The 24,184-nt window shown below is 56.4% G+C and carries 17 protein-coding genes; 10 read left to right on the top strand and 7 right to left on the bottom strand.

Annotation, left to right across the window (positions count from 1 at the left end):
* Positions 1–189 precede the first annotated feature (189 nt).
* The 5 genes from Q1Q75_RS08680 (at position 190) to Q1Q75_RS08660 (ending at position 7,114) form a co-directional block, all read left to right on the top strand.
* The gene (locus tag Q1Q75_RS08680) at positions 190–798 is read left to right on the top strand and encodes a TetR/AcrR family transcriptional regulator (protein WP_300669362.1); all 609 of its coding nucleotides are present in this window, start codon (positions 190–192) and stop codon (positions 796–798) included.
* Between the two features lie 63 nt (positions 799–861).
* Positions 862–2,664 carry an acyl-CoA dehydrogenase gene (locus Q1Q75_RS08675; RefSeq protein ID WP_300669359.1) on the top strand — a complete coding sequence of 601 codons (1,803 nt, stop codon included), beginning with the start codon at positions 862–864 and terminating at the stop codon, positions 2,662–2,664.
* 493 nt (positions 2,665–3,157) lie between these two features.
* Positions 3,158–5,224 carry a (Fe-S)-binding protein gene (locus Q1Q75_RS08670; protein ID WP_300669356.1) on the top strand — a complete coding sequence of 689 codons (2,067 nt, stop codon included), beginning with the start codon at positions 3,158–3,160 and terminating at the stop codon, positions 5,222–5,224.
* Positions 5,225–5,375: 151 nt separating this feature from the next.
* Positions 5,376–6,164, top strand: a complete 789-nt coding sequence (locus Q1Q75_RS08665; RefSeq protein ID WP_300669353.1) for an electron transfer flavoprotein subunit beta/FixA family protein — start codon at positions 5,376–5,378, stop codon at positions 6,162–6,164.
* Positions 6,164–7,114, top strand: a complete 951-nt coding sequence (locus Q1Q75_RS08660; RefSeq protein ID WP_300669351.1) for an electron transfer flavoprotein subunit alpha/FixB family protein — start codon at positions 6,164–6,166, stop codon at positions 7,112–7,114. Before Q1Q75_RS08665 ends, Q1Q75_RS08660 begins: the two co-directional genes overlap by 1 nt.
* Positions 7,115–7,410: 296 nt before the next feature.
* On the opposite strand, the gene Q1Q75_RS08655 is transcribed toward Q1Q75_RS08660, so the two are convergent.
* Positions 7,411–10,236, bottom strand: coding sequence for an MMPL family transporter (locus tag Q1Q75_RS08655; protein ID WP_300669349.1), 2,826 nt, complete (start codon positions 10,234–10,236; stop codon positions 7,411–7,413).
* Positions 10,237–10,533: 297 nt separating this feature from the next.
* Positions 10,534–11,706: a DNA polymerase IV gene (dinB, locus tag Q1Q75_RS08650; RefSeq protein ID WP_300669346.1), complete on the bottom strand. Its 1,173-nt coding sequence runs from the start codon at positions 11,704–11,706 to the stop codon at positions 10,534–10,536.
* A gap of 530 nt (positions 11,707–12,236) precedes the next feature.
* Here dinB and Q1Q75_RS08645 point away from each other — a divergent pair.
* Positions 12,237–13,757, top strand: coding sequence for a sigma 54-interacting transcriptional regulator (locus tag Q1Q75_RS08645; RefSeq protein WP_300669344.1), 1,521 nt, complete (start codon positions 12,237–12,239; stop codon positions 13,755–13,757).
* Between the two features lie 12 nt (positions 13,758–13,769).
* Here Q1Q75_RS08645 and Q1Q75_RS08640 read toward each other — a convergent pair whose 3' ends face one another.
* The gene (locus Q1Q75_RS08640) at positions 13,770–14,195 is read right to left on the bottom strand and encodes a hypothetical protein (RefSeq protein ID WP_300669341.1); all 426 of its coding nucleotides are present in this window, start codon (positions 14,193–14,195) and stop codon (positions 13,770–13,772) included.
* 320 nt (positions 14,196–14,515) lie between these two features.
* On the opposite strand from Q1Q75_RS08640, the gene Q1Q75_RS08635 reads away from it, so the two are divergent.
* On the top strand, positions 14,516–14,941 hold the full coding sequence (locus Q1Q75_RS08635; protein WP_300669339.1) for an HIT family protein: 426 nt from the start codon (positions 14,516–14,518) through the stop codon (positions 14,939–14,941).
* A 51-nt stretch (positions 14,942–14,992) separates the two neighbouring features.
* Here Q1Q75_RS08635 and Q1Q75_RS08630 read toward each other — a convergent pair whose 3' ends face one another.
* On the bottom strand, positions 14,993–16,519 hold the full coding sequence (locus Q1Q75_RS08630; protein ID WP_300669337.1) for an ATP-binding cassette domain-containing protein: 1,527 nt from the start codon (positions 16,517–16,519) through the stop codon (positions 14,993–14,995).
* A gap of 468 nt (positions 16,520–16,987) precedes the next feature.
* Between Q1Q75_RS08630 and Q1Q75_RS08625 the strand changes: the two genes are divergently transcribed.
* From Q1Q75_RS08625 to Q1Q75_RS08615, 3 genes are all read left to right on the top strand, one after another.
* Positions 16,988–17,656 (top strand): response regulator, encoded by a 669-nt coding sequence (locus Q1Q75_RS08625; protein WP_300669335.1) that lies wholly within the window; start codon positions 16,988–16,990, stop codon positions 17,654–17,656.
* 375 nt (positions 17,657–18,031) lie between these two features.
* Entirely contained in the window at positions 18,032–18,727 is a 696-nt protein-coding gene (locus tag Q1Q75_RS08620) for a FadR/GntR family transcriptional regulator (protein ID WP_300669332.1), read from the top strand.
* Between the two features lie 105 nt (positions 18,728–18,832).
* Complete coding sequence (locus Q1Q75_RS08615; protein ID WP_300669327.1) at positions 18,833–19,630, top strand: sulfite exporter TauE/SafE family protein; 798 nt, start codon at positions 18,833–18,835, stop codon at positions 19,628–19,630.
* 372 nt (positions 19,631–20,002) lie between these two features.
* Here Q1Q75_RS08615 and Q1Q75_RS08610 read toward each other — a convergent pair whose 3' ends face one another.
* The 3 genes from Q1Q75_RS08610 to Q1Q75_RS08600 all read right to left on the bottom strand — a co-directional run.
* Entirely contained in the window at positions 20,003–21,433 is a 1,431-nt protein-coding gene (locus tag Q1Q75_RS08610) for a sigma-54 dependent transcriptional regulator (protein ID WP_300669324.1), read from the bottom strand.
* Complete coding sequence (locus Q1Q75_RS08605; protein WP_300669321.1) at positions 21,433–23,196, bottom strand: transporter substrate-binding domain-containing protein; 1,764 nt, start codon at positions 23,194–23,196, stop codon at positions 21,433–21,435. The genes Q1Q75_RS08610 and Q1Q75_RS08605 overlap by 1 nt, the downstream gene beginning before the upstream one ends.
* Positions 23,197–23,472: 276 nt before the next feature.
* Positions 23,473–24,184, bottom strand: a 712-nt coding sequence (locus Q1Q75_RS08600; RefSeq protein ID WP_300669318.1) for a dicarboxylate/amino acid:cation symporter, incomplete at its 5' end; no start/stop codon positions are given.

Below are 24,184 nucleotides of genomic sequence, written 5' to 3'. Positions count from 1 at the left end.
AATATTCGTGCCGCAAGCATAAATACTCACGTCCTCTATCACTCTGATATAACAACGGACACACCTTATCTTTAAGAAATTAACTTGACAAAAATATTCAAATTCTCATAGTATTGAATGGGTATTCATTCATTATCAACCGGGGCCCACCCGTCCCCTTTAAATCCCAGGTGTATCGACCGGAACCGTATGAAATCAGACAAATATCATCTTATTATTGAGGCGGCCATCACCGTCTTTGCCAAGCAGGGATACCACCAGACCACCGTGGCACAGATCGCCCGGGAAGCCGGTGTCGCCGACGGCACCATCTACCTCTACTTCAAAAACAAAGAGGACATCCTGCTCCAAATCTTCTCCTTTCGTGCCAAACAGATCTTTGATCAGTTTTATGACGCGGTGGCCCATTGCGACCACTCCGAAGAGAAGCTTCGCAGCCTGATCCGAAATCAATTGACCGCCTTTCAAGCCGATAAAGGCCTGGCCGTGGTCTTCCAATCCGAATCCCGCCAGGTCCGAAAATCCGACGCCCTCACCGACCAGATCAACCAGATTTCCAAGCAGTACCGCAACCTGGTGGGAGAGATCGTGGAGAAGGGCCAGGAAGAGGGTTGTATGCGCAAAGACCTCTACATTGGCCTGGTGAAACGCTTCATCTTAGGGGCCGTGGAAGAGGTGATCAACACCTGGGTGCTCGCCGGAGGACGCTACGACCTGGCCTCCATGGCCGACCCCCTGGTGGATCTTTACATGCACGGCATCGGCTTCCCGAAGAAGTCCGGGGAACCCCCGAAATAAAGGAAACGGCACGGCCACCCCGGCCGCGCCTTTAACAACATAGGTTCTAGGAGAGAAGATATCATGGCTCAAGTCATTTCAGAGCGCAGGGACGTGGAGTTTGTCCTGCACGAACAGTTCGAAGTGGGCACCTTAAGCAAAAACGATCGGTATGCCGAGTTCAACAAAAAAACCGTGGATATGATCGTTAACGAAGCGCGGAACCTGGCGGTCAAAGAGCTGCTCCCCATCTGTAAAGAAGGGGATGAACAGGGCTGTACCTTCGACGCCGGCAAGGTGATCGTTCCCGAGTCTTTCAAACGGGTCTACGACCTCTTCAATGCCGGTGAATGGCTGGCCATGACCGAAGAACCCCAGTGGGGCGGCCAGGGCATGCCCCATGTGGTGGGCCAGGCGGCCAGCGAATATTTCAATGGCGCCAACTACCCCTTCATGATGTACGCCGGCCTCACCCACGGCGCCGGAAAACTCGTGGAGTCCTTCGGCACCGAAGCCCAGAAAGCCGTCTACCTCAAAAAACTCTACTCCGGCGAATGGGGCGGCACCATGCTCCTCACCGAGGCCTGCGCCGGCTCCGACGTGGGCGCCCTGGAGACCATCGCCAAGAAAAATGACGACGGCACTTACTCCATCAGCGGCTCCAAGATCTTCATCTCCGGTGGGGAGCATGAGATGGTGGACAACATCGTCCACCCTGTCCTTGCCCGCATCGAAGGCGCTCCGGCCGGAACCCGCGGCATCAGCCTCTTCCTCGTGCCCAAGTACCTCGTCAATGACGACGGCACCCTGGGTGCTTTCAACGACGTGGTCTGCACCGGTATCGAGCACAAAATGGGCATCCACGGCAACTGCACCTGCTCCCTCACCCTCGGCGGCAAAGGGGCCTGCATCGGCACCCTCATCGGCGAAGAGAACAAGGGCATGGGGCATATGTTCCTGATGATGAATGAAGCCCGCCTCCTCGTCGGCATGCAGGGTTTCTCCTGCGCCTCCGCCGCCTACATGTACGCCGTGGATTACGCCAAGCAGCGCGTCCAGGGCGCCAACCTGGTCAAGCCCAAAGAGGGCGGCGTCGCCATCATCCAGCACCCCGACGTGAAACGTCAGCTCCTCACCATGAAAGCCTATGTCGAGGCCATGCGAAGCACCCTCTACTACGTGGGCCTCTGCCAGGACTACGTCCACGTGGCCGAAGACGCGGAGACCAAAGAGAAGTACGCCGGCCTCATTGAGATCCTCACCCCGGTGGCCAAAGGCTACGTCACCGACCGCGCCTTTGAGGTCTGCAGCCACGCCATCCAGGTGTACGGCGGGTATGGCTTCATCGAAGAGTACCCCGTGGCCCAGCTCCTTCGGGACTGCCGCATCACCATGATCTACGAAGGCACCAACGGCATCCAGGCCATGGACCTCCTCGGCCGTAAACTCGGCATGAAGAAGGGTAAAGTCTTCATGGATCTCATGGCAGAGATCAGCAAGACCATCGCGGAAGCCAAAGAGGTGCCCGCCGTGGCCCCCTTCGCCGCCAAGATGGAGACCGCCCTCATGAAGCTGGGCGAGCTGGCCATGCACATGGGCAAAACCGCCATGAGCGAGAAGGTGCTGAGCGCCTTCTCCTACGCCCACCCCTTCCTGGAAGTAACCGGTGACGTGGTGATGGCGTGGATGCTGCTCTGGCGCGGTGTGACAGCAGCCAAGGGCCTCGAAAAGGCCAAGAAGAAGGATCTCCCCTTCTACGAAGGGCAGATCAAGAGCCTCGACTTCTTCACCGGCTGCGTGCTCCCCGTTACCCTCGGCAAGATGGAGATGATCAAGGCCACGAACACGGCCATTGTGGACATTTCTGAAGATTCCTTCATCTGCTGATCACTCTTACGGCCTGAAGGCCGGAACGCGAGGGTTAGAGGAAGGGGTCGGCGGCATTGTCGACCCCTTCCTGTTTAACGTCCCGTAGCAAAGCATCCACCCAGAGTGGCTTAAGCTGCGTATATTAAGACAAATTTTATGGATCCACGGAAAAGCAATGGGCCCATGCTTTTCTTGAATATCTCTCTCCTGAAACGTTCAATAACAGACACTTAATTGTCTTGTTTCAGGAACAGGCAAGGAACTTTTGCCTCACTCTCCTACACTTAAAAAGTGAAAGGAGGTGCACCATAAAACGCTGACAGCAATGGTCATAATCATCCAATAAGACTCACGATTGGGAGTGATAAAGCTTTTTTACTTGACGGAACTGCGTTTGTCATTTACATTTGAAGGGTTATTCATTTTAATTATGGAGTAAAATGGCACTATTACTACGTGCTGTTTGAGGATATTGTATCATTTCAACTAAGGGAGAGAGGGAAAGCTAAGTATGGAACATCTTATTTCACCTGCCCATTCAATGATTTTGGGATTTATCCCGGGATGGCTGATTTCGTTTCTCTATGTGGTTGTCGGTGTGGGTCTTTTTGCTTACATTATCGCAAAACGTCTGGCCCCCCTCGTCAAAGCGGCGCCGGACAACAGCCGATTTGCTAACATTCCAGCACGACTTAAGAACATAGCCGTCGTCTGGCTGGGCCAGATCAAGCAGCCCCGTTACATGTTTGCCGGTGTGCTCCACATGATGATCTTTTTCGGCTTCCTGACCCTGGCGCTTCGGACCTGTTCCCTGGTGGTCATCGGCATGTTTCCGGATTTTGCCCTTCCCGGCCTGGCCGCGGATCAACCCGTCGGCGCTGTCTACAACGTGCTGAAAGACTACGCAGCCACCATCGTGTTCTTCGCCTGTCTGGTGGCCGCCATCCGCAGGGGTGTTTTTAAACCCGCCCGCTACGCGGTGCCCAAAGAGTTGGGCCATGACCACACCGCCGAGGCGGTCTTCGTCTGCTGCATCATCATGGGTCTGATGGTCACGGAGAGCCTTTTTGAAGCCGTCCTCGTCGCCGCCGGCCACGACGCCTTCCTGCCTCCCCTGACCTTGGCCTGGGCCTTCGCACACCTCTTCGCCGGTGCTCCCCATGGCCTGCTTCAGGTGCTTCACATCGTGTCCTACTACTGCCACGACACGCTCTTCTTTTTCTTCCTCTGCTTCCTGCCTATGGGGAAACATTTCCACGTCATCACCTCGCTGTTTAACGTGGCTTTCATGCGGGTGCAGCGCGGAAATATCAAGCCCATGGTTTACGGCATCACGGCCGAAGGCCTGGACGACTTGAAATCCTTTGGTGTCAAGAAAATAGAGGACTTCACCTGGAAGCACATGCTGGACTTTTACACCTGTGCCGACTGTGGCCGGTGTTCTGACCAGTGCCCCGCCAACCTGGTGGGTCGTCCCCTCTCCCCGCGCTTTATTACCATTAAAGCCAGGGACCTCATGTTCAAGAACTATCCCCTCCGGGGCGAGATGAAGAAAAGCGAGCCCCTCATCGGCTCCATCTTTACTGCGGAAGAGATCTGGTCCTGCACCACCTGCGGTGCCTGTGAGCAGGAGTGCCCCCTGGGCATTGAATACATCGACAAAATTGTCGACTTGCGTCGCGGCCTGGTGGACGAAGGCGAAGTGCCCCAGACCCTCCAGAAACCCTTGAAGGCCCTCGGCAAACGAGGCAACCCCTGGGGTAAAGTCGAGAAAAAACGTGCAGACTGGGCCAAGGACAAAGAGTTCGCCGCCGAGTGCAACGTAAAAATTGTGGAGAACGGGGACACCTCCGACACCCTCTACTTTGTCGACTCCATCACCAGCTACGACGACCGCATGATCAACATCGCCAGATGCACCTCTAAAATTCTGGATACCGTCCAGGAAGACTTCTGCATCCTCGGCAAACAGGAAAAAGACAGTGGCAACGAGGTGGTGCGTTTCGGTGAAGAGATGCTCTTCCAGCAGCTGAAATCCGAAAACATTGACGCCATCAATGAGTCCGGTGCCAAGAAGGTCGTCACCTCCGACCCCCACGCCTACAACGCCCTGAAAAACGATTATCCCGAACTGGAGCTCCCCGTGGAGCACATCTCCGAGGTCATCGTCAAAAAGGTCAAGGACGGCACCCTCAAGCTCAAGTCGGTGGAAGATCCCACCAAGGTCTACACCTACCACGACCCCTGCTACCTCGGTCGCCACAACGGCCTCTACGAGGCACCCCGTAACGCCATGACCGCCATCCCCGGCCTGAAACTGGTCGAGATGGAAAAGAACCGTGACCGGGCTCTCTGCTGCAGCGGCGGCGGCCTCAACCTCTTCTACGAGCCCGAAGAGAATGAGCGCATGGCTGTTCTTCGCGTCCAGATGGCCCATGACGCCGGCGCCAACGTCATCGTCTGCGCCTGCCCCTTCTGTATGGTCAATATGGAAGACGCCATCAAGGTCGCCGGCCTTGACGATCAGTTGGAAGCTATTGAGCTGACCGAGCTCATCGAACAACACATGGAAAAGTAGTCAACCAAAATGGGGCCGCATGTGCGGCCCCATGTATATTCCTGTGAATCGTGTGCCTCTATCCGCCGGCAGGACCTGCCATAACCCCGGCCGGCGCGTCAGATACAAGATTTAGGATCCGGGTGTATATTAACTTTTTGGGAGGAATAACATGGAAATCTTAGTATGTGTCAAAAGAGTTCCCGACTCGGCTGAAAACGAGATCGAAATGAACGCCGAAGGCAACGACATCGAGCGTGACGATCTGGTTTTTTCCGTGAACGAATGGGACAACTACGCTGTCGAAGAAGCGATTCAGATTGTTGACAACGTCGGCGGCACCGTCACTGTTGTGACCGTAGGCGATGACGAGTCTGACGAAGTGCTCCGTCGTGAAATGGCCATGGGCGCCGCCAAAGGCATCCTCCTGACCGACGACGCCTTCGAAGGCTCCGACTGCAAAGGCGTGGCCACGATCCTCAAAGGCTGCGTGGACAAAGGCAACTACGACCTGATCTTCACCGGTGCTCAGGCCGATGAAGGGGCCGGCGCTGTCGGCGGCATGCTTGCTGCCATGATGGACTACCCCTACGCCTCTCTGGTCAATAAAATTGAAGCCGGTGACGGCAAGCTCACCATCGGTCGTGAAATCGAAGGCGGCAACCAGGAGATGAACGAAATCGATCTTCCCTGCGTGCTTTCCATCCAGACCGGTATCAATGAGCCCCGCTACGTGGGTATCCGTGGTATTCGTCAGGTCTCTGGTGTTGAAATCCCCGAGCTCGGCGCAGCCGATCTGGGCCTTGACGCCGCCGCCGTTGGCGAAGCCGGTGCCAAAGTCAAGAAGGTCGACTACTTCGTTCCCGAGTCTGGTGACGGCGCTGAAATGCTCGAAGGAAGCAACGACCAGATCATCGAAAAACTCATCGAAATCCTTAAAGCGAATGGAGGGCTGCAGTAATGGCACAGGTATTTGCATATTTGGTACATAACGATGGCGTTCTTGATGATTCCGCGATGGAACTGGTTGTGGCTGCAAAGGCCGTTGGCGATGACGTCACCGCCATCGTCACCGGATCCGGCATTGATGCCGTGGCCGACGACGCCGCCAAGATTTTCCCGAAAGTCATCAAAATTGATGACGCAGGCCTGGCCTATCCCAACGCGGAAGTGGTCAGAAAAGCTCTGATCAACGTCATCCCCGCAGGCTCTGTTGTTCTTTTCACCAACAACACCTTCGCCATGGATTGCGCCCCCGGCCTCTCCATTAAGATGGACGCCGCTTACGTCTCCGACATCATCTCCCTTGAAGTCGACGGCACCACCCTCAAGACCGTACGCCAGGAATTCGGCGGCGAGGTCAACACCCACGTCAACGTGGACGCATCAAACGGTGCGGTGATTGCCCTTCGTCCCGGAACCTTCGCAGCGGACGAGTCCAAGTCTGCGGGCGGCAGCGTTGAAGCCGCAGCCGCTGGCGATATCTCTGCCAAGCGCACGTTCATCGAGATTGTTGAGCCCGAAGCAGGTGATGTAGACATCACCAAAGCCGACCTGCTCGTCTCCATCGGTCGCGGTATCGAAGACGAAGACAACATTGAAATCGCTCATGAGCTGGCTGAGGCCCTTGGCGCAGGTGCTGAAGTTTCCTGCTCCCGCCCCATCGTCGACGCCAAATGGCTCGAGCCTTCACGTCAGGTGGGTACCTCCGGGTGCACCGTCAAGCCCAAGGTCTACATGGCCTGCGGCATCAGCGGCTCCTTCCAGCACCTGGGCGGCATCAAGGGTGGCTTCATGATCGCCATCAACAAAAATGAAAACGCCCCCATCTTCCAGGTGGCGGACGTAGGGATTGTTGCCGACATCCTTGAGTTCCTTCCCGAACTCACCGAAGCGGTCAACGACCTCTAAGAGAGTCGCGGGGTTTTCCCCCGCTCTTAAGACCTGAATAAAAAAAGGGTGCATCGAGTTTTCGATGCGCCCTTTTTGTTTTTTTAAAAGGGGCGTTTTAATAAAATGACGCCCCGCCTCAGGTTAAAGTCAACGGCTGAGTTGAATGCTATCCACCTGCAACTCATGCACTTGCGACGCACGGTGCATTTTCTTGCACTCCCGCGCGAATGCGGACGCATGTCAGCCCGAAGTAACGACGCCCAATGCGCATTCGCATACCCGCTTTCAAGGTGGCGCCACCTTGCCGCCGGAGGCTATGTCCCTTTTTTGCCCTGCGTCTTTTCCCCCTGCGTCTTTTTCCCCTGCGTCTTTTTCCCCTGCCTTTTTTTCCCCTGTTTTTTTTTCACTTCGGCCAGCCACTCGGCCTGGTCTTTCTGGTACGCCTCTTCGGTTTGGTCGGCGAGGTGGCGGGGCTCTTCCCTCATCTTGTTTTGGGGACGGTTTTCAAGGGATCGAAACAGGGCGACCAGGGCCGCCACCCGGCTGGGTGCCATGCCTTCTTGGAGAGGGGCCTGGCCTGCGGCCTGCGGATAAAACCCGGTCAAAAGAATCATGGACGGCAGCACCAACAGGGCGCCAATGGTGGTGGCGGTCATGGTGAGGGCCATGAGCATCCCAAAGAGATCCACGGCCACAAAATTGGAGGTCGTCAGCACGAGGAACCCGACGATCAGGGCCAGGGAGGTATAACTGATGGCCCGCCCTGAGACGGCCAGGGTGCGCAGCACGGCCTCTTCCTGGGGGAGATGGCTCCGGGCATGGTGCCGGTAGGCCAGGAGGAAATGGATGGTGTCGTCCACCCCAATCCCAATGGTGATGGAGGCAATGATACTGGTGAGCATGTCGAGGTGAATGCCGAACCACCCCATCACCCCGAAGTTAATCACCACCGCCGTGACCATGGGCACCATGGAGAGAAGGGCGGCGTGAAAGGAGCGAAACCGCACGAGGACGATCCCAAAAATAACGGCCAGGCTCAGGGCCAGGCTGGAGAGCTGGCCCCGAACAATATAGTCAGTGACTTTCACGTCAATTTTCGGAAACCCGGTGATCTGGGCGGTGACCCCTTCCGGAAGGGTGCGGGCAAGCCAGACCTCGATCTCGTTCATGATCCGGCCGGTCCGGGTGGTCCCCACCGAGGCCCCATCCCCCGTGTGCAACCGGCAAATCAGGTTCATCACCCGCCACTGCGGGTCCACATAGGACTCGAACTCGTCGGGGCGTCCATCGTCGTTGTCGTCTTCCCCTCCATAGATCTCGAAATAATCCACCACCTCCTCACGGGTCTCTGGAAGGGCATAAAACGAGGGGTCGTCTTCATTCATGGCCCGGTGCATCACCATGAGAAAGTCGGTGATGGCATCGGTCCGACCGATACACCATCCCTTTCGGTCCTCCCGGGTCAGCTCCCGGCGAATCGATTCCATCCTGCGAAGGAAGGAGGGCTCCAGGACCCCGCCTGGTGTGCCGCTGTCGATGAGCAGGTTAAACCCGGATCGCCCTTTGAACTTTTCTCCCACCACCCGCGCGCTGATGCGGATATCATCGGTTTTCTTGAAATAAAGGAGAAAATCGGACTCCACTTGAAGGCGGCACATGCCCACGACACAAAACCCGATCAGCAACCCGGTCGCGACCACCACCCCCCAGGCGTGACGGGTCACCAGCCAGGAAAAAAGATGGATACACCGATCCACGGGATGGCGCCCCTGTTTATGCGGCACGTCCTTGGGCATATGTCCCACCAGAACCAGAACAGCCGGAATCAACGAAGAGGCCAGGACCATGGAAAAAATCACCCCAAGGGCCGAGAGAAGCCCCCACTCCCGAACGGCAGACAAACGACTCGTGGCCAGGGTGGCGAAGGCGATCATGGTGGTGGCCCCGGCAAAGATTACCGTGTGACTGATCTGCTCCATGGCCAGGGCCAAGCCGGTGGCAAACCCCTTCTCTCGCATCAGCCGGGAGTCCGAGAGAAACTGGTTGTAAATATGAATGGCGTAGGAGCTGCCCACCGAGACCATCAACGGCGGCAGGGAGATCCCCAGCGGGGTGATGGAATACCCGAAACGCCCCATGAACCCCATGATCCACACCGTGGAAAGAATCAGGGAAGACAAGGGCAGCAAAAGCCCCAGAGGAGAGCGGAAGTTAAGAAAAAAGGTCACCCCCATGACGAAGATCACCAGGGGCAAAAAATGGCGGAGGTCTTTTTGCATGTAGTCGTTGAACCGGACATTGACCACTGGCGAGCCCTGGGGCAGAATGTTCAGGTCGTCCCGGCTCTCACAGATGGCGATCACTTCCCGGGAGATCCGATCCACCCGGGGCCGCTTGCTGAAGGTCACCAGGAGGCCGAAATCCGAAATCGCGCCGTCCTCACCTTCGGCATAGATCCCATGCCGAAAGGCCGGATTGGCCCGCAATCGTTCCAGAATGGTGGCGACCTCCCCATCGGTGGTCGGTATCACCCGCCTGCCGTCATCGTCTTCTTCCAGCAGTTTTCCGGTAAAGATATCATCGCCCTCGGCCCGGATATCCGAGACACTCATGGGGGACACCACACGCTTCACCGGGGCCGAAGCCATCAACTCAAGCTTCTCTTTCACGGCCTCTTCAAGGGCTGTCAGACCCTCGGCATCTAAGGCCGCCGTGGATAAAGCACGCCCCACCAGACGCTGAAACCGGGGCCATGGGGACAGTCCATCCAAAAGCTGCGCCTTCGAAGGAAGCGGCTCCGTTGAAAAGGCTTTCAAACGAGCCATGCCGGCGTCCATCTCATCGGCCGGGTAATCCCGATACACCTCAAGATCCTGAACCAGCGTCTCCACGCGACGAAAAAAATCGGGGGACATGGACTCTCCCGACACCTCAATAATAAAAAACCGGCTGTTGTCTCCGTAGATCTCCTTGGCCACCTCGTTTTGAAGGTAATCAGGGTCATCCCGGGGCATGAAGGCGTCGAGGGCGTTATTAAAGGTAAGCAGCCCCAGCCCGGGGGCCAGGTAGGCCGTAATGGCAGCAAGAATCCCCAGGACAATCAGGGGATGGGCAATGACGAATCGAATATACCGTCTCATAAATTCCACCTGTGTTAAAAAATATGGATCACACCGCGTACCCACTATTTGTACGATAGGTAAAAGAAAAGGACCAAGAAAAAATGCGGCCCCCGCCGGAGTGATTCCGGCTAAAGTCAAGGGCTGGGGTGGATTCTGCCCACCTACCGCTCATGTATTGACGACGCCCTGGACGTTTCCTTACACGTCACGCGAATGCGGACGCATTTCAACCCGGAGTGACGACACCCGATGCGCATTCGCAAACCCGCTTTCGAGGTGGCACACCTCGCCGCCGGAGGCCTTGCCATTTTCCCTTTATTTTTTCACCCGGGCGCGGGTCACGGCATATTTTCCGAATTTTTCACGAATGGCATCGACACTTTGTTCCACTTTTTCCCACCCCTCGTCGCGGACCTCTTGGCGCGCCACCTGGCCAAAGAGATCCAGCTGGCTGGGGGGCGTTGCCTCATCATGGCTGATTTGGGAACACCCCAAGCCCACGAGGCGAATGCGCTGGCCGGTCCACTCCCTGTCAAAGAGGGTCACGGCTTCCGCGTAGAGGTGCCCGGAAAGATGGGTGGGACGGGTCAGGGTGGTTTGTCGGGTGATGCGACGAAAATCGGCAAAGGTCAGCTTCAGGGTCACCCGCTTTGCAAAGAGCCCTTTGCGCCGGAGCTCACCGGCGACTTCGTCGGCCTGGGCCAGAAGCCGGGCGTACACAAAGGCGGGATCGGTGGTGTCTTTTTCGAGGGTGGACTCACAGCTGATACTCTTGGCCTCCTCGGGTTCTCCGGAGACCCCGGCGGCATCCCGACCATAGGCAAGGGCATAAAGGCGCTCTCCGGCCTGCCCCAGCTTCTGGGTAAAGGTGGACAGGGGAAAACGCCTCATGTCGCCTAAGGTCCGGATCCCCAGCTCGTCAAGCAGAGCCACGGTCCGTTTGCCGGCGCCCGGTACTTTTTTAACAGGCAGCGCCACCAGAAAGGCGTCCAGAGATTCCGGGGTCACCACATACACCCCGTTGGGCTTGTTGAGATCCGAAGCGACCTTGGCCACGAATTTCACCGGGGCCACCCCCACACTGCAGGTGAGCCCCGTCTCCTTTGCTACCCGCTGCCGAAGGGTCTGGGCCATGTCCACCGGAGAGCCAAAAAGGCCTTCGCACCCCGTGACGTCAAGGTAGCCCTCGTCAATGGAGACCTGCTCCACCAAGGGAGAATACTCCCGGCAGATGGCAAAAACCTGGGCTGAGATCTCTTGGTATCGCCTCCGGTTCCCCGGCACCACGCAGGCGTGGGGACAGAGTTTCAAGGCCTGGAAGAGAGGCATCGCCGAATGCACCCCGTACTGCCGGGCCTCATAGCTGGCCGTGGAAACCACCGACCGCGCCGAGTGGCCGGAGACCACCACTGGCTTCCCTCGGAGTGCGGGGTTGTCCAGCTGTTCAACGGCAGCAAAAAAGGCATCCATATCAAGATGAAGAATCATGGCAACCTTATGGAGAATTCGACGATTAAAAAAAAGACGTACCGAACGCAGGGTAACACCGGCCTGCGCTCTTTTCAACGGGCACGAAAGAGAGCCCTGTTCGTCTGTGATATTTAATATATCAGATACTTTATATCTGCCACCAAAAAGGAACCAAAATCATCACGAAGGGCGTTTTCATCCTCTAACAATTCAGGCATTCCCTCAAACCGGAGCCCTTGACTGACAGGCTGATGGACCTGCAAAAGGAGGTCTCACGCACCAAACAGGCTATAATTACACGACATTCTTTCGCCACAGATCCAACAGCCAGAAAATGATGCAAAGACGCGAACATGCTTTTTTTATTTTAGGCAGCAAATATTACAAATTTGTTGCCTTCACCTCGGTTTTTCCTTATCACTTAGCCAAGGCGACATCCGTGAACAGGATTCACCGTCCGGCAGACACCCGAACTTCTTTATTAAAAAGGCAGACCTCCTGACAAATCCCAGGATTTCGGTGCCCTTTCAGAGCCTGTGGGAGATGGCATGAAACGCCTGAACGAGACGAGACTCTTCTTCGAAATCAGCAAAGCCCTTCACGCACACCTTGACCTGAAAAATGCCCTCTACAATGTCCTGAACATCCTCGAAGAGGGGATGGAGATGGAACGAGGCACCATCACGCTTTTAAACCTCAGACGAAATGAAATCAGCATCGAGGTGGCCCACGGCCTCTCCAAGACGGCCATGCGCAAAGGCAAGTACAGGCCAGGCGAGGGCATTACCGGCAGCGTCTTTGAAAAAGGCGAACCCGTGGCCATCCCCAAGATCAGTGAAGAACCCCTCTTTCTGGATCGCACCGCCTCCCGCAAGTACAACGGGGTCGAGTACTCCTTCTTCTGTGTCCCGGTAATCAAGGGCAAAAACGTCATCGGGGCCTTAAGCGTGGACCGTCCGTTTGAAGAGGGGTTTTCCCTCACGGAGGGAACCGAGATCCTCTCGGTGGTGGCCACCATGATCGCCACCCACGTGATTAATTTAGAGAAGATCAACCGGGAAAAAGAGAAACTCAAAGAGGAAAACAGCCGCCTGCGCACCGAGCTGGAGAACAAATACCGGTTCACCAACATCATCGGCAACTCCAACAAAATGCGGGAGGTGTACCAGATGATCTCCCAGGTGTGCAAAAGCAACGCCACCGTCCTGGTGAGGGGACAAAGCGGCACGGGCAAAGAGCTGGTGGCCAACTCCATCCACTACAACTCCAACCGTGCCAAACACCCTTTTATCAAAGTCAACTGCGCGGCCCTGCCGGAAAACCTCATTGAAAGCGAGCTCTTCGGCCACGAAAAGGGGTCCTTTACCGGGGCGATCAACCAGAAGCATGGAAAATTCGAGCTGGCCCACAAGGGCACCCTCTTTTTAGACGAGATCGGCTCCATCAGCCTGGACGTTCAGGTGAAATTGCTGCGGGCCTTGCAGGAAAAAGAATTTGAGCGGGTGGGGGGACATCGCACCTTCAAAAGCGACGTCCGAATCATCACGGCCACCAACAAAAACCTGGAGCAGGCCGTGGATGATGGGAGCTTTCGCGGCGACCTGTACTACCGGCTCAACGTCTTCCCCATCTTTTTGCCTCCCTTGAAAGAACGAAAAACCGATATTCTTCTTCTCGCCGACTATTTCCTGGAAAAATACGCCAAAGAAAACGACAAAGAGATCCGGCGCATCTCCACCCCGGGGATCGATATGCTGATGAGCTACCACTGGCCCGGAAACGTCCGGGAGTTAGAGAACAGCATCGAGCGGGCCGTCCTCCTCTGCAACGAAGGGGTGATCCACGGATACCACCTTCCGCCGACCCTTCAGACGGGCACCGAATCCGGCACCCTGCCCGCCAAAACCCTGGAGGAGGCCACAGCCAATCTGGAACGGGAGATGATCATCGACACCCTGAAAAACACCCGGGGCAACATCACTTTTGCCGCGCAGATGCTGGGCACCACGGTCAGAAAATTTTCCTACAAGGCTCAGAAATACGACGTCCACTACAAAGATTACCGATAGCGCAAACCCCCTTTAGTGCCCCAGGAGCCTCGCGGCAAGGCCGAGGTCCTGGGAGACGCCGAGACGCACATCGGTGGCGGGGCCCCGTGCGTCGAGGATGATCACGCACCAGCGGGAGGTCTTGTTAAAAAGAAGAACTGTTGAGGCCTCAGACGCAAAGGCCGTGACCATCTCCCACCCTTTTTTCTTAAGCTCCCCCCGGAAAAAAATTTCTAAAGATGTTTTCAGCACCCGGCCTGAATACACAATAAACCCGGTCCGCTCTCCCCGGGTCTCCATGATCATGGTGTGCTCGGCGACCTCATAGAGCTCACCGGGAATGGGGATGTCGCCAAACTGGGACAGGTAAGGACGAACATCCACGAGCTGTTCCTCCCTCGGGGCCTTGTAGGCTCGGGCATAAAGGGCCCTTCGGTCCACCGGTTCAACACGCGCCATACAGGACATCAAAAAAGTTGTTCCAACAAGAAAAAATCCCCACCGAAGCCAGGTCCACCCGGGTCGTGCCATTGCATCTCTCCCTCACCACGTGATTACGATCCGTCGCCCTCCAAAAAAACATCTGACAACCCGACAGGGGTCACCTCACTTTTTGGACGACGTTCCCCACCTTACCCTTCATAGACAAGGGACGGCCAGTGGAAACCGCCTTGTTCCCTTTCATGGTTTTTTACTCACCCCACAGGCCGCGGTTGCGCTTTGATGCAAGCTGATCTACCTTTTGCACATCTGTTCACCCTCACACCCGGGAGCCTCCCATGACCGATTTCACCCTCGACCCTCGCCTTGCCCACGACTGCTTCACCCTGGGCACCCTCTGCGGACTTCGTCTTCTTCTGATGAACAACAACCAGATCCCCTGGTTCATCCTCGTGCCGGAAACCAGCGAGACAGAACTCTTCGCGCTGTCGCCCTCCCTGCAAAAAGCGACAGGCCAGGCCGTCTGCGCCCTCTCGCGAGTCACAAAAGAGACCTTAAACGCAGAAAAAATAAACGTCGCCGCCATCGGCAATCTGGTCTCTCAGCTCCACATCCATGTGGTGGGCCGCTTCACCACCGACTACTGCTGGCCGGCCCCCGTCTGGGGCGCCCCCGGTGGCACCCCCTACACAAAGGCCGAGGTGCAGCACCTCACCACCACCCTCAAAACCCATCTTGGGGACACGTTTTTGGCGGCTGATTAAATATTCAGCTCCAAAAAAAGCCTCCGGCCGATGTAAATCTGAAATATATATTTAAGACCTGTTTGTTAAACCCGTCTTTATAAAATCAGGCAAAAGTTTAGCCCCCGGCAGGGCCGCCGGAGGCACGGTTTTTAACCTTGCCTTGCTCCCGGTCTCCCGGTTGGGGGTGAGCTGCAGGTGATGGGTGATGCAGGAGAGGGTATCGGCCTCGGTATGGGTGACATAGATCAACGTGGTTTTTCCGCTGTAACCCACCTTATCGGCCAGGCCTAAAACGAAGCGGCTGTTGGCGTCGTCCAGGCCCTGGCAGGGTTCATCCAGAATCAACAGAGGTGGGGCCTTGATCATGGCCCGGGCGATGAGGACCATGCGCTGCTCCCCCGAGGAGAGCCGGCGAAGGGGTCGCTCCGCTTTGTCGGAGAGGCCGATCACCCCAAGCCAGGCGAGGGCCGCCTCTTTTTCTTGGGTCGAGAATTTACGGTAGGTCCCGATGGAATCGGAGAGGCCGGAAAGAATCGTGGAAAAGGGTGTGGCAGCGGCGCGATAGCCGATCTGAAATTCAGCGGAGAGGTAGCCGATCTGTTTTTTGATGTCCCAGATGCTCTCCCCTGTCCCGCGTTGTTGACCAAAAAGCGAGATATCGTTGCCGTAGGCTTTGGGATTATCGCCGTTGATCATGGAGAGCAGGGTGGATTTTCCTGAACCGTTGGGACCGGTGATCATCAGATGGTCCCCCTGCCGAAGGATAAAGCTGATGTTATCCAGCACGCAGCGGCCGTTGTAGGCCACCGAGACCTCTTGAAAACAGACCAGGGACTCCCCGGAAGAAAAGGTCCGGCCCTCACTGCCCGGGACAAAACAGGCATCGGGAAGCTCTATTCGGCTCGAGCGAAGTGGCTGCCCCCCTTGGACTTTCGTCCTCCACGCACTTTGGGTCCCGCAGAAAACAAGGCGCCCTTCGTCCATCTCCGCCACATGGGTCACCCAGGGAGCCACCTCCCCTTGACGCCCCAGGATCAACACCGGGGTGATCCCGGTCCGGGAGAGGCCGTGAATCCGCTCCCCAAGGGAGGCCACCGCCCCCTTGTCGAGCCCGGAAAAGGGGTCATCCAACACAAAAAGGACGGGGTCCTTCATCAGCGCCCGGCACATGAGTGTCTTTCGAATCTCCCCGGTGGAGAGAAAACGCAGGCCCCGATCAAACAAAGGGGCCAGACCAAAAGACTCACCGAGCTGACGGGCCTTCGGCTCATCCCGAACCGCCTCCATGATAAAACCCAGGGCAGAACGCCCCGGATCGATACGATCCATAAAATCGGTGTCGTCGTCCCGGAGTTCCCGTTCAATGGTGGCCAGGTGCTCCTCAAAGGAGAGGTGCCCCACGGTTTCCGGCCGACCGGTCAATCTTCCAGAGGAGGGGGCGGCCTGACCGGCCAGAAGTTTTCCCAGGGCCGATTTACCGGAGCCATTGGCTCCGATAATCGCCCAGACCTCCCCACGGGACAGGGTCAAATCGATATCTCGAAGCCAGGCATCACCGGCAATATGATAATTTACAGCGGTTAGTTTCATTTCCATGGGCCGTTTATATCACAGCAGAGACGAAAAACCACCGCAGGATGAGCTGGCTCCAGGCTCAGGATCTCATCCGCCCCCTTTATCGGTCAAAAAAAGCCAATACCGCGCCTAAACAGCCCCAAGACCTTCTAAACAGCACGAAAGCCATTCAATAACAGCCCAAAACACTCAAAAAAAATACACATTCCGCCCACCAACCCTTAATCGATGGAAAAAAAACACCCCGTCCCCCCTCGCACTGTACTCAAAGGCCCCAATTGTTCATAACTTTCCGGGTGTTCTGTACAAAAAGGCAACCGCCTCAGCAACGCACGCCCACCCCCTCGCCCCTCGGGGTAAATTGACCTTTCAAAGGGGGTATGATAATTTTAAAAGACATACCCCTCACTGAAAGCATCCCTCCCCCAGCACAACACCCGGGACACCATCCTCACCTGGAGACAGAACGCCCCACACAGGAGATTCCCCATGAAATCCCCCGAAGAGACTCCCGAACGTGCTGCCAAAGTCCTCATCGTCGATGACAGACCGGAAAATCTCGCGCTCGCCATGAAACTCCTGGCGTCGGAAGGGTACACCTTCGCCACGGCAGCCAACGGAGAAAAGGCCATCGAGTCTACCCGGCATTTCCAACCCGACCTGATCCTCATGGATGTGATGATGCCCCCCGGCATTGACGGATTTGAAGCCTGCGCCCGCCTCAAAAGCGACCCCGCCACCGCCGACATCCCCGTGGTCTTTGTCACCGCAAAAAATGAAACCAAAGCCATTGTGAAAGGCTTTCAATGCGGTGGTATAGACTACATCCCCAAGCCCTTCCGAAAAGAAGAGGTCCTCTCCCGCATTCGCACCCATATCCGCATACGCCAGTTGATTCGTACCCAGACAAAACTCATCGAAGAGCTCCAGAACGCCCTCACCCTGGTCAAAACGCTGAGAGGTCTCCTCCCCATCTGTGCCTCCTGCAAAAAAGTACGTGATGACGGCGGATACTGGCACCAGATCGAAAAATACATCTCCTCCCACTCGGACCTGGACTTCACCCACGGCATCTGCAACGACTGCGCAAAGCGTCTTTACCCGGGAATCGACCTCTCAAACCCAACCGACAACGAGTCCGAGCCGGAACAAAAATAAAAGCAGCGATTCAGTGAGTGCCCCCGGCGGCCCACTGGAGACCCCCCAGGCGACCAAATTCTCCTCGCGCTTGATTTTAGGCCAAAACCACGTGAGGGCGTCAGATAAAACGCATCAAACTTCGCATACTCTTCCAATTCAAGGCTATTATCCCCTTGATTATCCCCAGATAACATACCCCATTAAAATCATAAAGCCATCTTTCTCACCATAAACGCACACATAATGATTTTTTTTCGTCTATACAATGCCAAACCATGCCCATTGTTCATAACTTTCCCCCAGCCGTCTCCCTATCTCCTCATTTTTACCGTTTGCGCTCTGTCTCTCACCGTGATATTGGTCTTACCAAATTTTACTATATGGAGAATTGGTATGACCAAAATGGAATCAGAGACTCGCCTCTTTGAAACGGTGGCCCGAGAGATCGGAAAACGTGTCCACCAAAAAGAGTGGCCACCGGGCACCCGGCTCCCCTCTGAGCGCACCCTTGCCGAGCACTTTGCCGTCTCGCGAAGCTGCATCCGGGAGGCCATCCGCACCCTCTCCGAACAACAGATCGTGGAGACACGCAGAGGGGCCGGCACCTATGTGTCCGAACCGGATGACTCGGCCCTCTCGGCCCATCTCGCCCGGGTGATTCCTTTGCAAACGGAGCGCCTTGTCGAGATCTTTGATGTCCGATGCATCATCGAGCCGCAGCTCGCCGCCCGGGCGGCACGCCACATCACCGAAGAGCAGCTCATCCGCCTGAAACTTCTGGTGTATGAGCAGGAGAAAAGGGCCCTGGCCGGGGAGACCACCGAGGATATTGACCAGGCCTTCCACCTCTGCCTCGCCGAAGCCTCAGGAAACACCCTCTTGTTAAACGTGGTCAAAAACCTCACCACCATTCTCACGGAATCACGGACTCAGGCCCTCCAGACCCCGGAGCGGAGCCGTCTCTCCGTCATCACCCACGTGGCGATCATCGATGCCCTGGAGCGACGAGACAGCCTGGCCGCCGAGACCGCCATGCGCACTCACCTTGAATCCGTGGAAAAGACCGTGTTTGGGGAAAAGATGGAATAAGGGGCCGTCGGCCGTCCCACCCTTCTGTTTGTCCCGTTTTCATATATGGGCTCCGGCAGGACGCCGGAGACGCGTTTGAATTCAAAATAAGGATGGAATCAAGATATGTTGACATCGTTTATGATTTACGCTGCGGTGGGTGCCATTGCAGGCATTCTGGCAGGACTCCTCGGAATCGGAGGCGGCCTGGTGATCGTGCCCATGCTCGTCTTCAGCTTCACGCTTCAAAACATTCCCCAGGAGCTCATGATGCACCTGGCCCTGGGCACCTCCCTGGCAAGCATCATCTTCACCTCCATCTCCAGCTTCCGGGCCCATCACAAGCGCGGTGCCGTACGCTGGGATATCTTCAAGCGGATCACCCCCGGGATTCTCGTGGGCACCTTCGCAGGCTCCTGCGTGGCCTCACAGCTCCCCACCCACATCCTCAAAGGGATTTTTGTGGCCTTCCTCTACTACGTGGCCACCCAGATGATCCTCGGCAAAAAGCCCCCCGCCACACGACAAATTCCGGGAACCACGGGAATCTTCGGTGCCGGGGGCATCATTGGATCCTTCTCCAGCCTCGTGGGCATTGGAGGCGGCACCCTCTCCGTCCCCTTCCTCACCTGGTGCAACATCCCTGTCCACCACGCCATCGGGACCTCATCGGCCATCGGTCTCCCCATCGCCCTGGCCGGTGCCTTCGGCTACATCGTCAACGGCCTGAACACGCCGAACCTCCCCGAGCTCTCCGTCGGCTACGTTTACCTTCCGGCCCTTCTCGGCATCATCTGCTTCAGCGTACTGACCGCCCCTTTGGGCGCCCGACTCGCCCACAGCCTCCCCGTGGACAAGCTCAAACGCATCTTCGCCATCCTCCTCTTCGTGGTGGCCACCCGCATGCTGCTCAGCGTGTTTTAAGACAAAGAATAAAGCATGCCTCCGGCGGCAAGGTGGCGCCACCTTGAAAGCGGGTTTGCGAATGCGCTTCGGAAGGCGAAACTCCGTGCTGAAATGCGTCCGCAAGCTCCGTAAAGATATGAAAGCGGTGTCGTCACTTTATCGAAATTGGTTTTAATCGAGGCACCTCCAACGGCGAGAGCAGGCAAAACCAATACAGCGAAAAACACAACCGGCCGTGTATCATCCCATCGGATGGCACACGGCCGGTTGACGTTTATCCATCCCACGGGCCAAGCCCGTCAACAAAGGTGACGTCCCTGGAGGACGAAGGTCGGGAGCCTTTGCTACCTGGGGTCCAGGGGATCATCCCCTGGCCGCCGGAGGCATGCTTTACTCATTCAGTTTCAATTTTTTGAGTCGTTTGCTTAAGGCGGGCTGGGAGATCCCGATGAGACGGCTGGCGATGGACTGATTGCCATCGGCGCGCTTCATGGCTTCGCCCACCAGAAGATCCGTCACGTCATGGATAGAGGGAAGGGATTTGGAGGTGACGAAAATGCTCTCGTCCTCATGCGTATCGCTGGGCTCGCTTGGCTCGGGTGAAAGGGTCATGGCGCCAATCTTCCGTTTAAAGGCATCCAGAGAAAGCATTTTTGATTTGTGGGTGCTCACGGCGTCATACACCATGGCCTGCAGCTCCCGGATATTGCCGGGAAACGCGTAATTGGCCAGAAGGACCTCCAGCTCACGGGGGTAGGTGGGCCGCTTTTTACCCAGGGACTCGGCCGCTTCACCCAGAAAATGGTTGAGCAGCAGAGCAATGTCGTCTTTTCGCTCCCGCAAGGGGGGAATGTGAACGTGGTGAGCGCAGAGGCGGTAGTAGAGATCCTTTCGGAACTCTCCCTTCGCCTGCTTTCGATCAAGATCCTGGTTGGTGGCCACCACAATCCGGGCGTTCATCCGCTTGGGCCGATCACTGCCCAGGGGGTAGTACTCGCCATTTTGAATCAGGCGAAGCAGCTTCACCTGGGAGGTGACGCTCAAGTCCCCGATCTCATCCAGAAACAGGGTGCCGTGGGCCGCCTGTTCAATCATCCCTTTGCGCACCTCATGGGCGCTGGTAAAGGCGCCGGGGGCGTGCCCGAAGAGGGTATCGGAAAAAACGTTGTCATCGAGCCCTGCCACGTTGATGGAGACCAGAGGCCCCTCGGCACCACTGAGACAATGGGCCGTGTGGGCGATGAGATCTTTTCCCACCCCGCTCTCCCCGGTGATAAGAATGGGCATGGCACTTTTGGACACAGACTCGAGATATTGAAAAATGGCGCGCATGGCCTTGTCACAGGTGAGAATGGATTCAAAGGCGTCGGGGTTTTCCAGGCGGTCATGGAGAAGCCGGCTTCGGATCTCCTTGTGCTCCTTGGACATCTCCACCATCTGAATGGCTCGATTCACCCCCAAAACCAGACGGTCTTCCTCGTTGGTTTTGACGAAATAGTCGTAGGCCCCAAGCTTCATGCACCGGACTGCCGGCTCAATCTGGTTAATGCCGCTGATGATAATGACCCCCACCTCGGGATACTCTTCAATGATCTTCTCCAGAAGCACATCCCCGGACACCCAGGGCATGTTCAGATCCAGGAGCACCAGCCCAAACCCACCTTCGGCCAGGAGCCCCATGACCTCTCGGCTGTCCTGGCAACGCGTGATATTATTGATCCCCGCCGACCGCTCCAGGGCGATGGAAAGACTTCGGATAAAGGGCTCCTCATCATCAACAATCAGAACCTTAAACGAGGGGTACAAGAATTTCTGAGGCATCACGCACGCGTCCTTTTCAAGATGGGGAGTTCCAGGGAAACAGTGGTTCCGACTCCGGGTTTGGAGTCAAATGTCAGCAGCCCGCCATGCTCCTTGATGATGTTCGCTGAAACCGAAAGGCCCAGCCCTGTCCCACCGGAGTCCCGTTTGGTGGTAAAAAAGGGATCGGTGAGGTGCGGCAGGTGATCCGGGTCTATCCCGGTCCCTTCATCGCGCACCTCCAGCACCACCGCCTGATGATCAAAACGGTTGTAGATCCTGACGCTGATGCACTGTTCCGGAGCCGAAAGGGCCTGGCAGGCGTTTAAAATCAGATTCACCACCACCTGCTCGATACGCTGGGGATTGCCATACACCTGACGGACGTATTCGGAACAGGAGACCTTGAAACAATGGGTCGCCTTTTTGATAGAGTTGTCCACCAGTCGGATGGCAGCTCGCACCACCTCATTTAAGTCCACGGACTCCATCTGACGAGAGTTGTCGATACGGGAAAAGTCTTTTAAATCCTCAACGATATGCTTAATCCGCTTGCCCCCGGCATGCATTTCGGTAAGCATATGGGGAATCTCTTCACGCATCCGAGTGTAATCAAGCCCCCCCACCAAAAAATCTCCATGCTCGCGATAATACGATTCCAGAATGGGCCACAGATCTTCAAAGGAGTCCATGATCATGGGTGTGTTGAGAAGGACCAGGCTGTTGGGGTTGTTGATCTCGTGGGCGACGCCCGAGACGAGGATGCCCAAAGAAGCCATCTTATCCGCCTGGATCAGCTGCTGCTGCTGGAGGTGAAGCTCCCGGGTGCGATGGGCGACCTCTCGCTTCAGGGTCCGATTCCACATCAAAATACCCCCCATCATCAGAAGCAGGGGAATCACCACGATCATGCTGAGCTTGACGATACGGGTCCAGGGAGGGGTCCGCGGCTCAAGCACCCCGAGCCATTTATCATAGATCTCCTCATAGCGACCCGTGTTCTTCAAGATGGATAGCCCCTCGTTGAGGCGGGCCTGAAGCTCGGCATCGCCCTTCTTCACCGCATAGCAATACTTGAAGCCCACCGCCGTCTTCCCGGAGGTCACAATATTTGACAGCCGGTGCTTTCGCCCCAGGTAAAGCCCAGGAAGGTTAGCCACCGCCGCGTAGTCATGCTTACCGGACGCCAAAAGCCTCAAGGCGTTGGCGTGGGTGTCGGTCAAAATGACCGTAATCCCCCCATGCCTGACCAGGTTCTCATGCATGGTACCGGCCTCCTGGACGATCACTTCAGAGCCGACCAGATCCTCGATACTCAGGGCACGGGGCGACCCTTTACGGTAAAAAATGGACTGATGAATAATGGCGTGGGGGACAAAATCAAAGACGGCCTGTCGCTCCTCGGTAAACACCGTGCCGGGCAACACATCGACCTCCCCTGTTTCAAGGGCGGCTCGCATCTCACTCCAGTTGCCGAGTCGAATCTCGATTTTCAGGCCCATCACCTCAGCAATGGCCCGGGTAAGCTCCACGTTATAGCCCCTGGGGTTGCCCTCTTCATCCAGAAACTCATACGGGGGGTAATAATAATCACCCCCAACGATATAGGTCCGATTGGAGTCGACGGGGGTGAGGGCAAAAGAGAGATGGGGGGAAAACAGAGAGAAAATAAGAAAAGCCAGAAGACAGGCGATGACAGACGCAGGCCGCCTGCCGTCCCACCGCATCTTCCGAGAGGGGGTGAGGCCTGAAACAGCAAAATCAATACATCCAGAGTCGATCATACCCAATCCATTCCGGTCCCTGACCATTGGTGTTCTCGTCCCCATCGTTATGACCCCGGCGGAGAGATCTGTCAATATCCAGGGGGGATCAAAACGTCTCCAAAACCCCGGGCACGCCAGGGAACCCGAGACATTTCTCGAAACTGAAACAACCCGGCCCCACGCCGCTGCCATAAAAAAACGGGCCGACAAACCCTCCCCCCAACGGAGAAAGACCTCCCGGCCCGTACGGGTCACTCCGGGGCGGCAAGCCGCCCCGTCATAATCCATAACGTCTTACATCTCAACCACGGCCCCTGTGAAATTATCCCAGGTGTCCTGGTCCAGTTCCCCTTCGGACTTGGCGACACAACAGGTGACGGCCAGGTCACCGGTCACGTTCAAAGCGGTACGGCCCATATCGAGAAGGGCATCAATCCCGAAGATCATGGCATAAGCGGCGGCCACGGCAGAACCCGGCTCCACTTTAAGGCCCACAGAATCGAGGACCATCAGCAACATGATCGCACCGGCACCGGGGACTCCCGCAGAACCGATGGAGATAAGAACAGCCGTCGCAATGACGGTGAGCTGCATGTCAATACCGAGGGGCGCCCCGATGGCAAGACTGACGAAGATCGCGCAGACCCCCTGATAGATGGCGTTACCATCCATGTTGATGGTGGCTCCCAGGGGAAGAGTGAAAGAGTAAACACCGCGGGACACACCGAGGTTCTTTTCAGCCACTTCCATGGAGACAGGAAGGGTGCCGCCGCTGCTTCGTGTGACAAAAGCGGTGACGATCGCGGCACGGGCCCGTGACATGAACTCGAAGAAATTAATGCCGTAAAAAGTGAGGAGACCGCCATAAATAAAGACCGCATGGCAAAGAAAGGCGACATACACCGTGAGGGTAACCATGGCCAGCGGGCCGAAGGCCTGGGCTCCCTGCTTGCCGAAGACCACAGCGATAAGCGCAAACACACCAAAGGGGGCAAACTCAAGGATC

The organism is Desulfoluna sp. (assembly GCF_030145185.1).
GTDB lineage: Bacteria > Desulfobacterota > Desulfobacteria > Desulfobacterales > Desulfolunaceae > Desulfoluna.
Note: the sequence above shows the minus strand (reverse complement) of the source record. Positions and strands in the feature narration are given on the sequence as shown.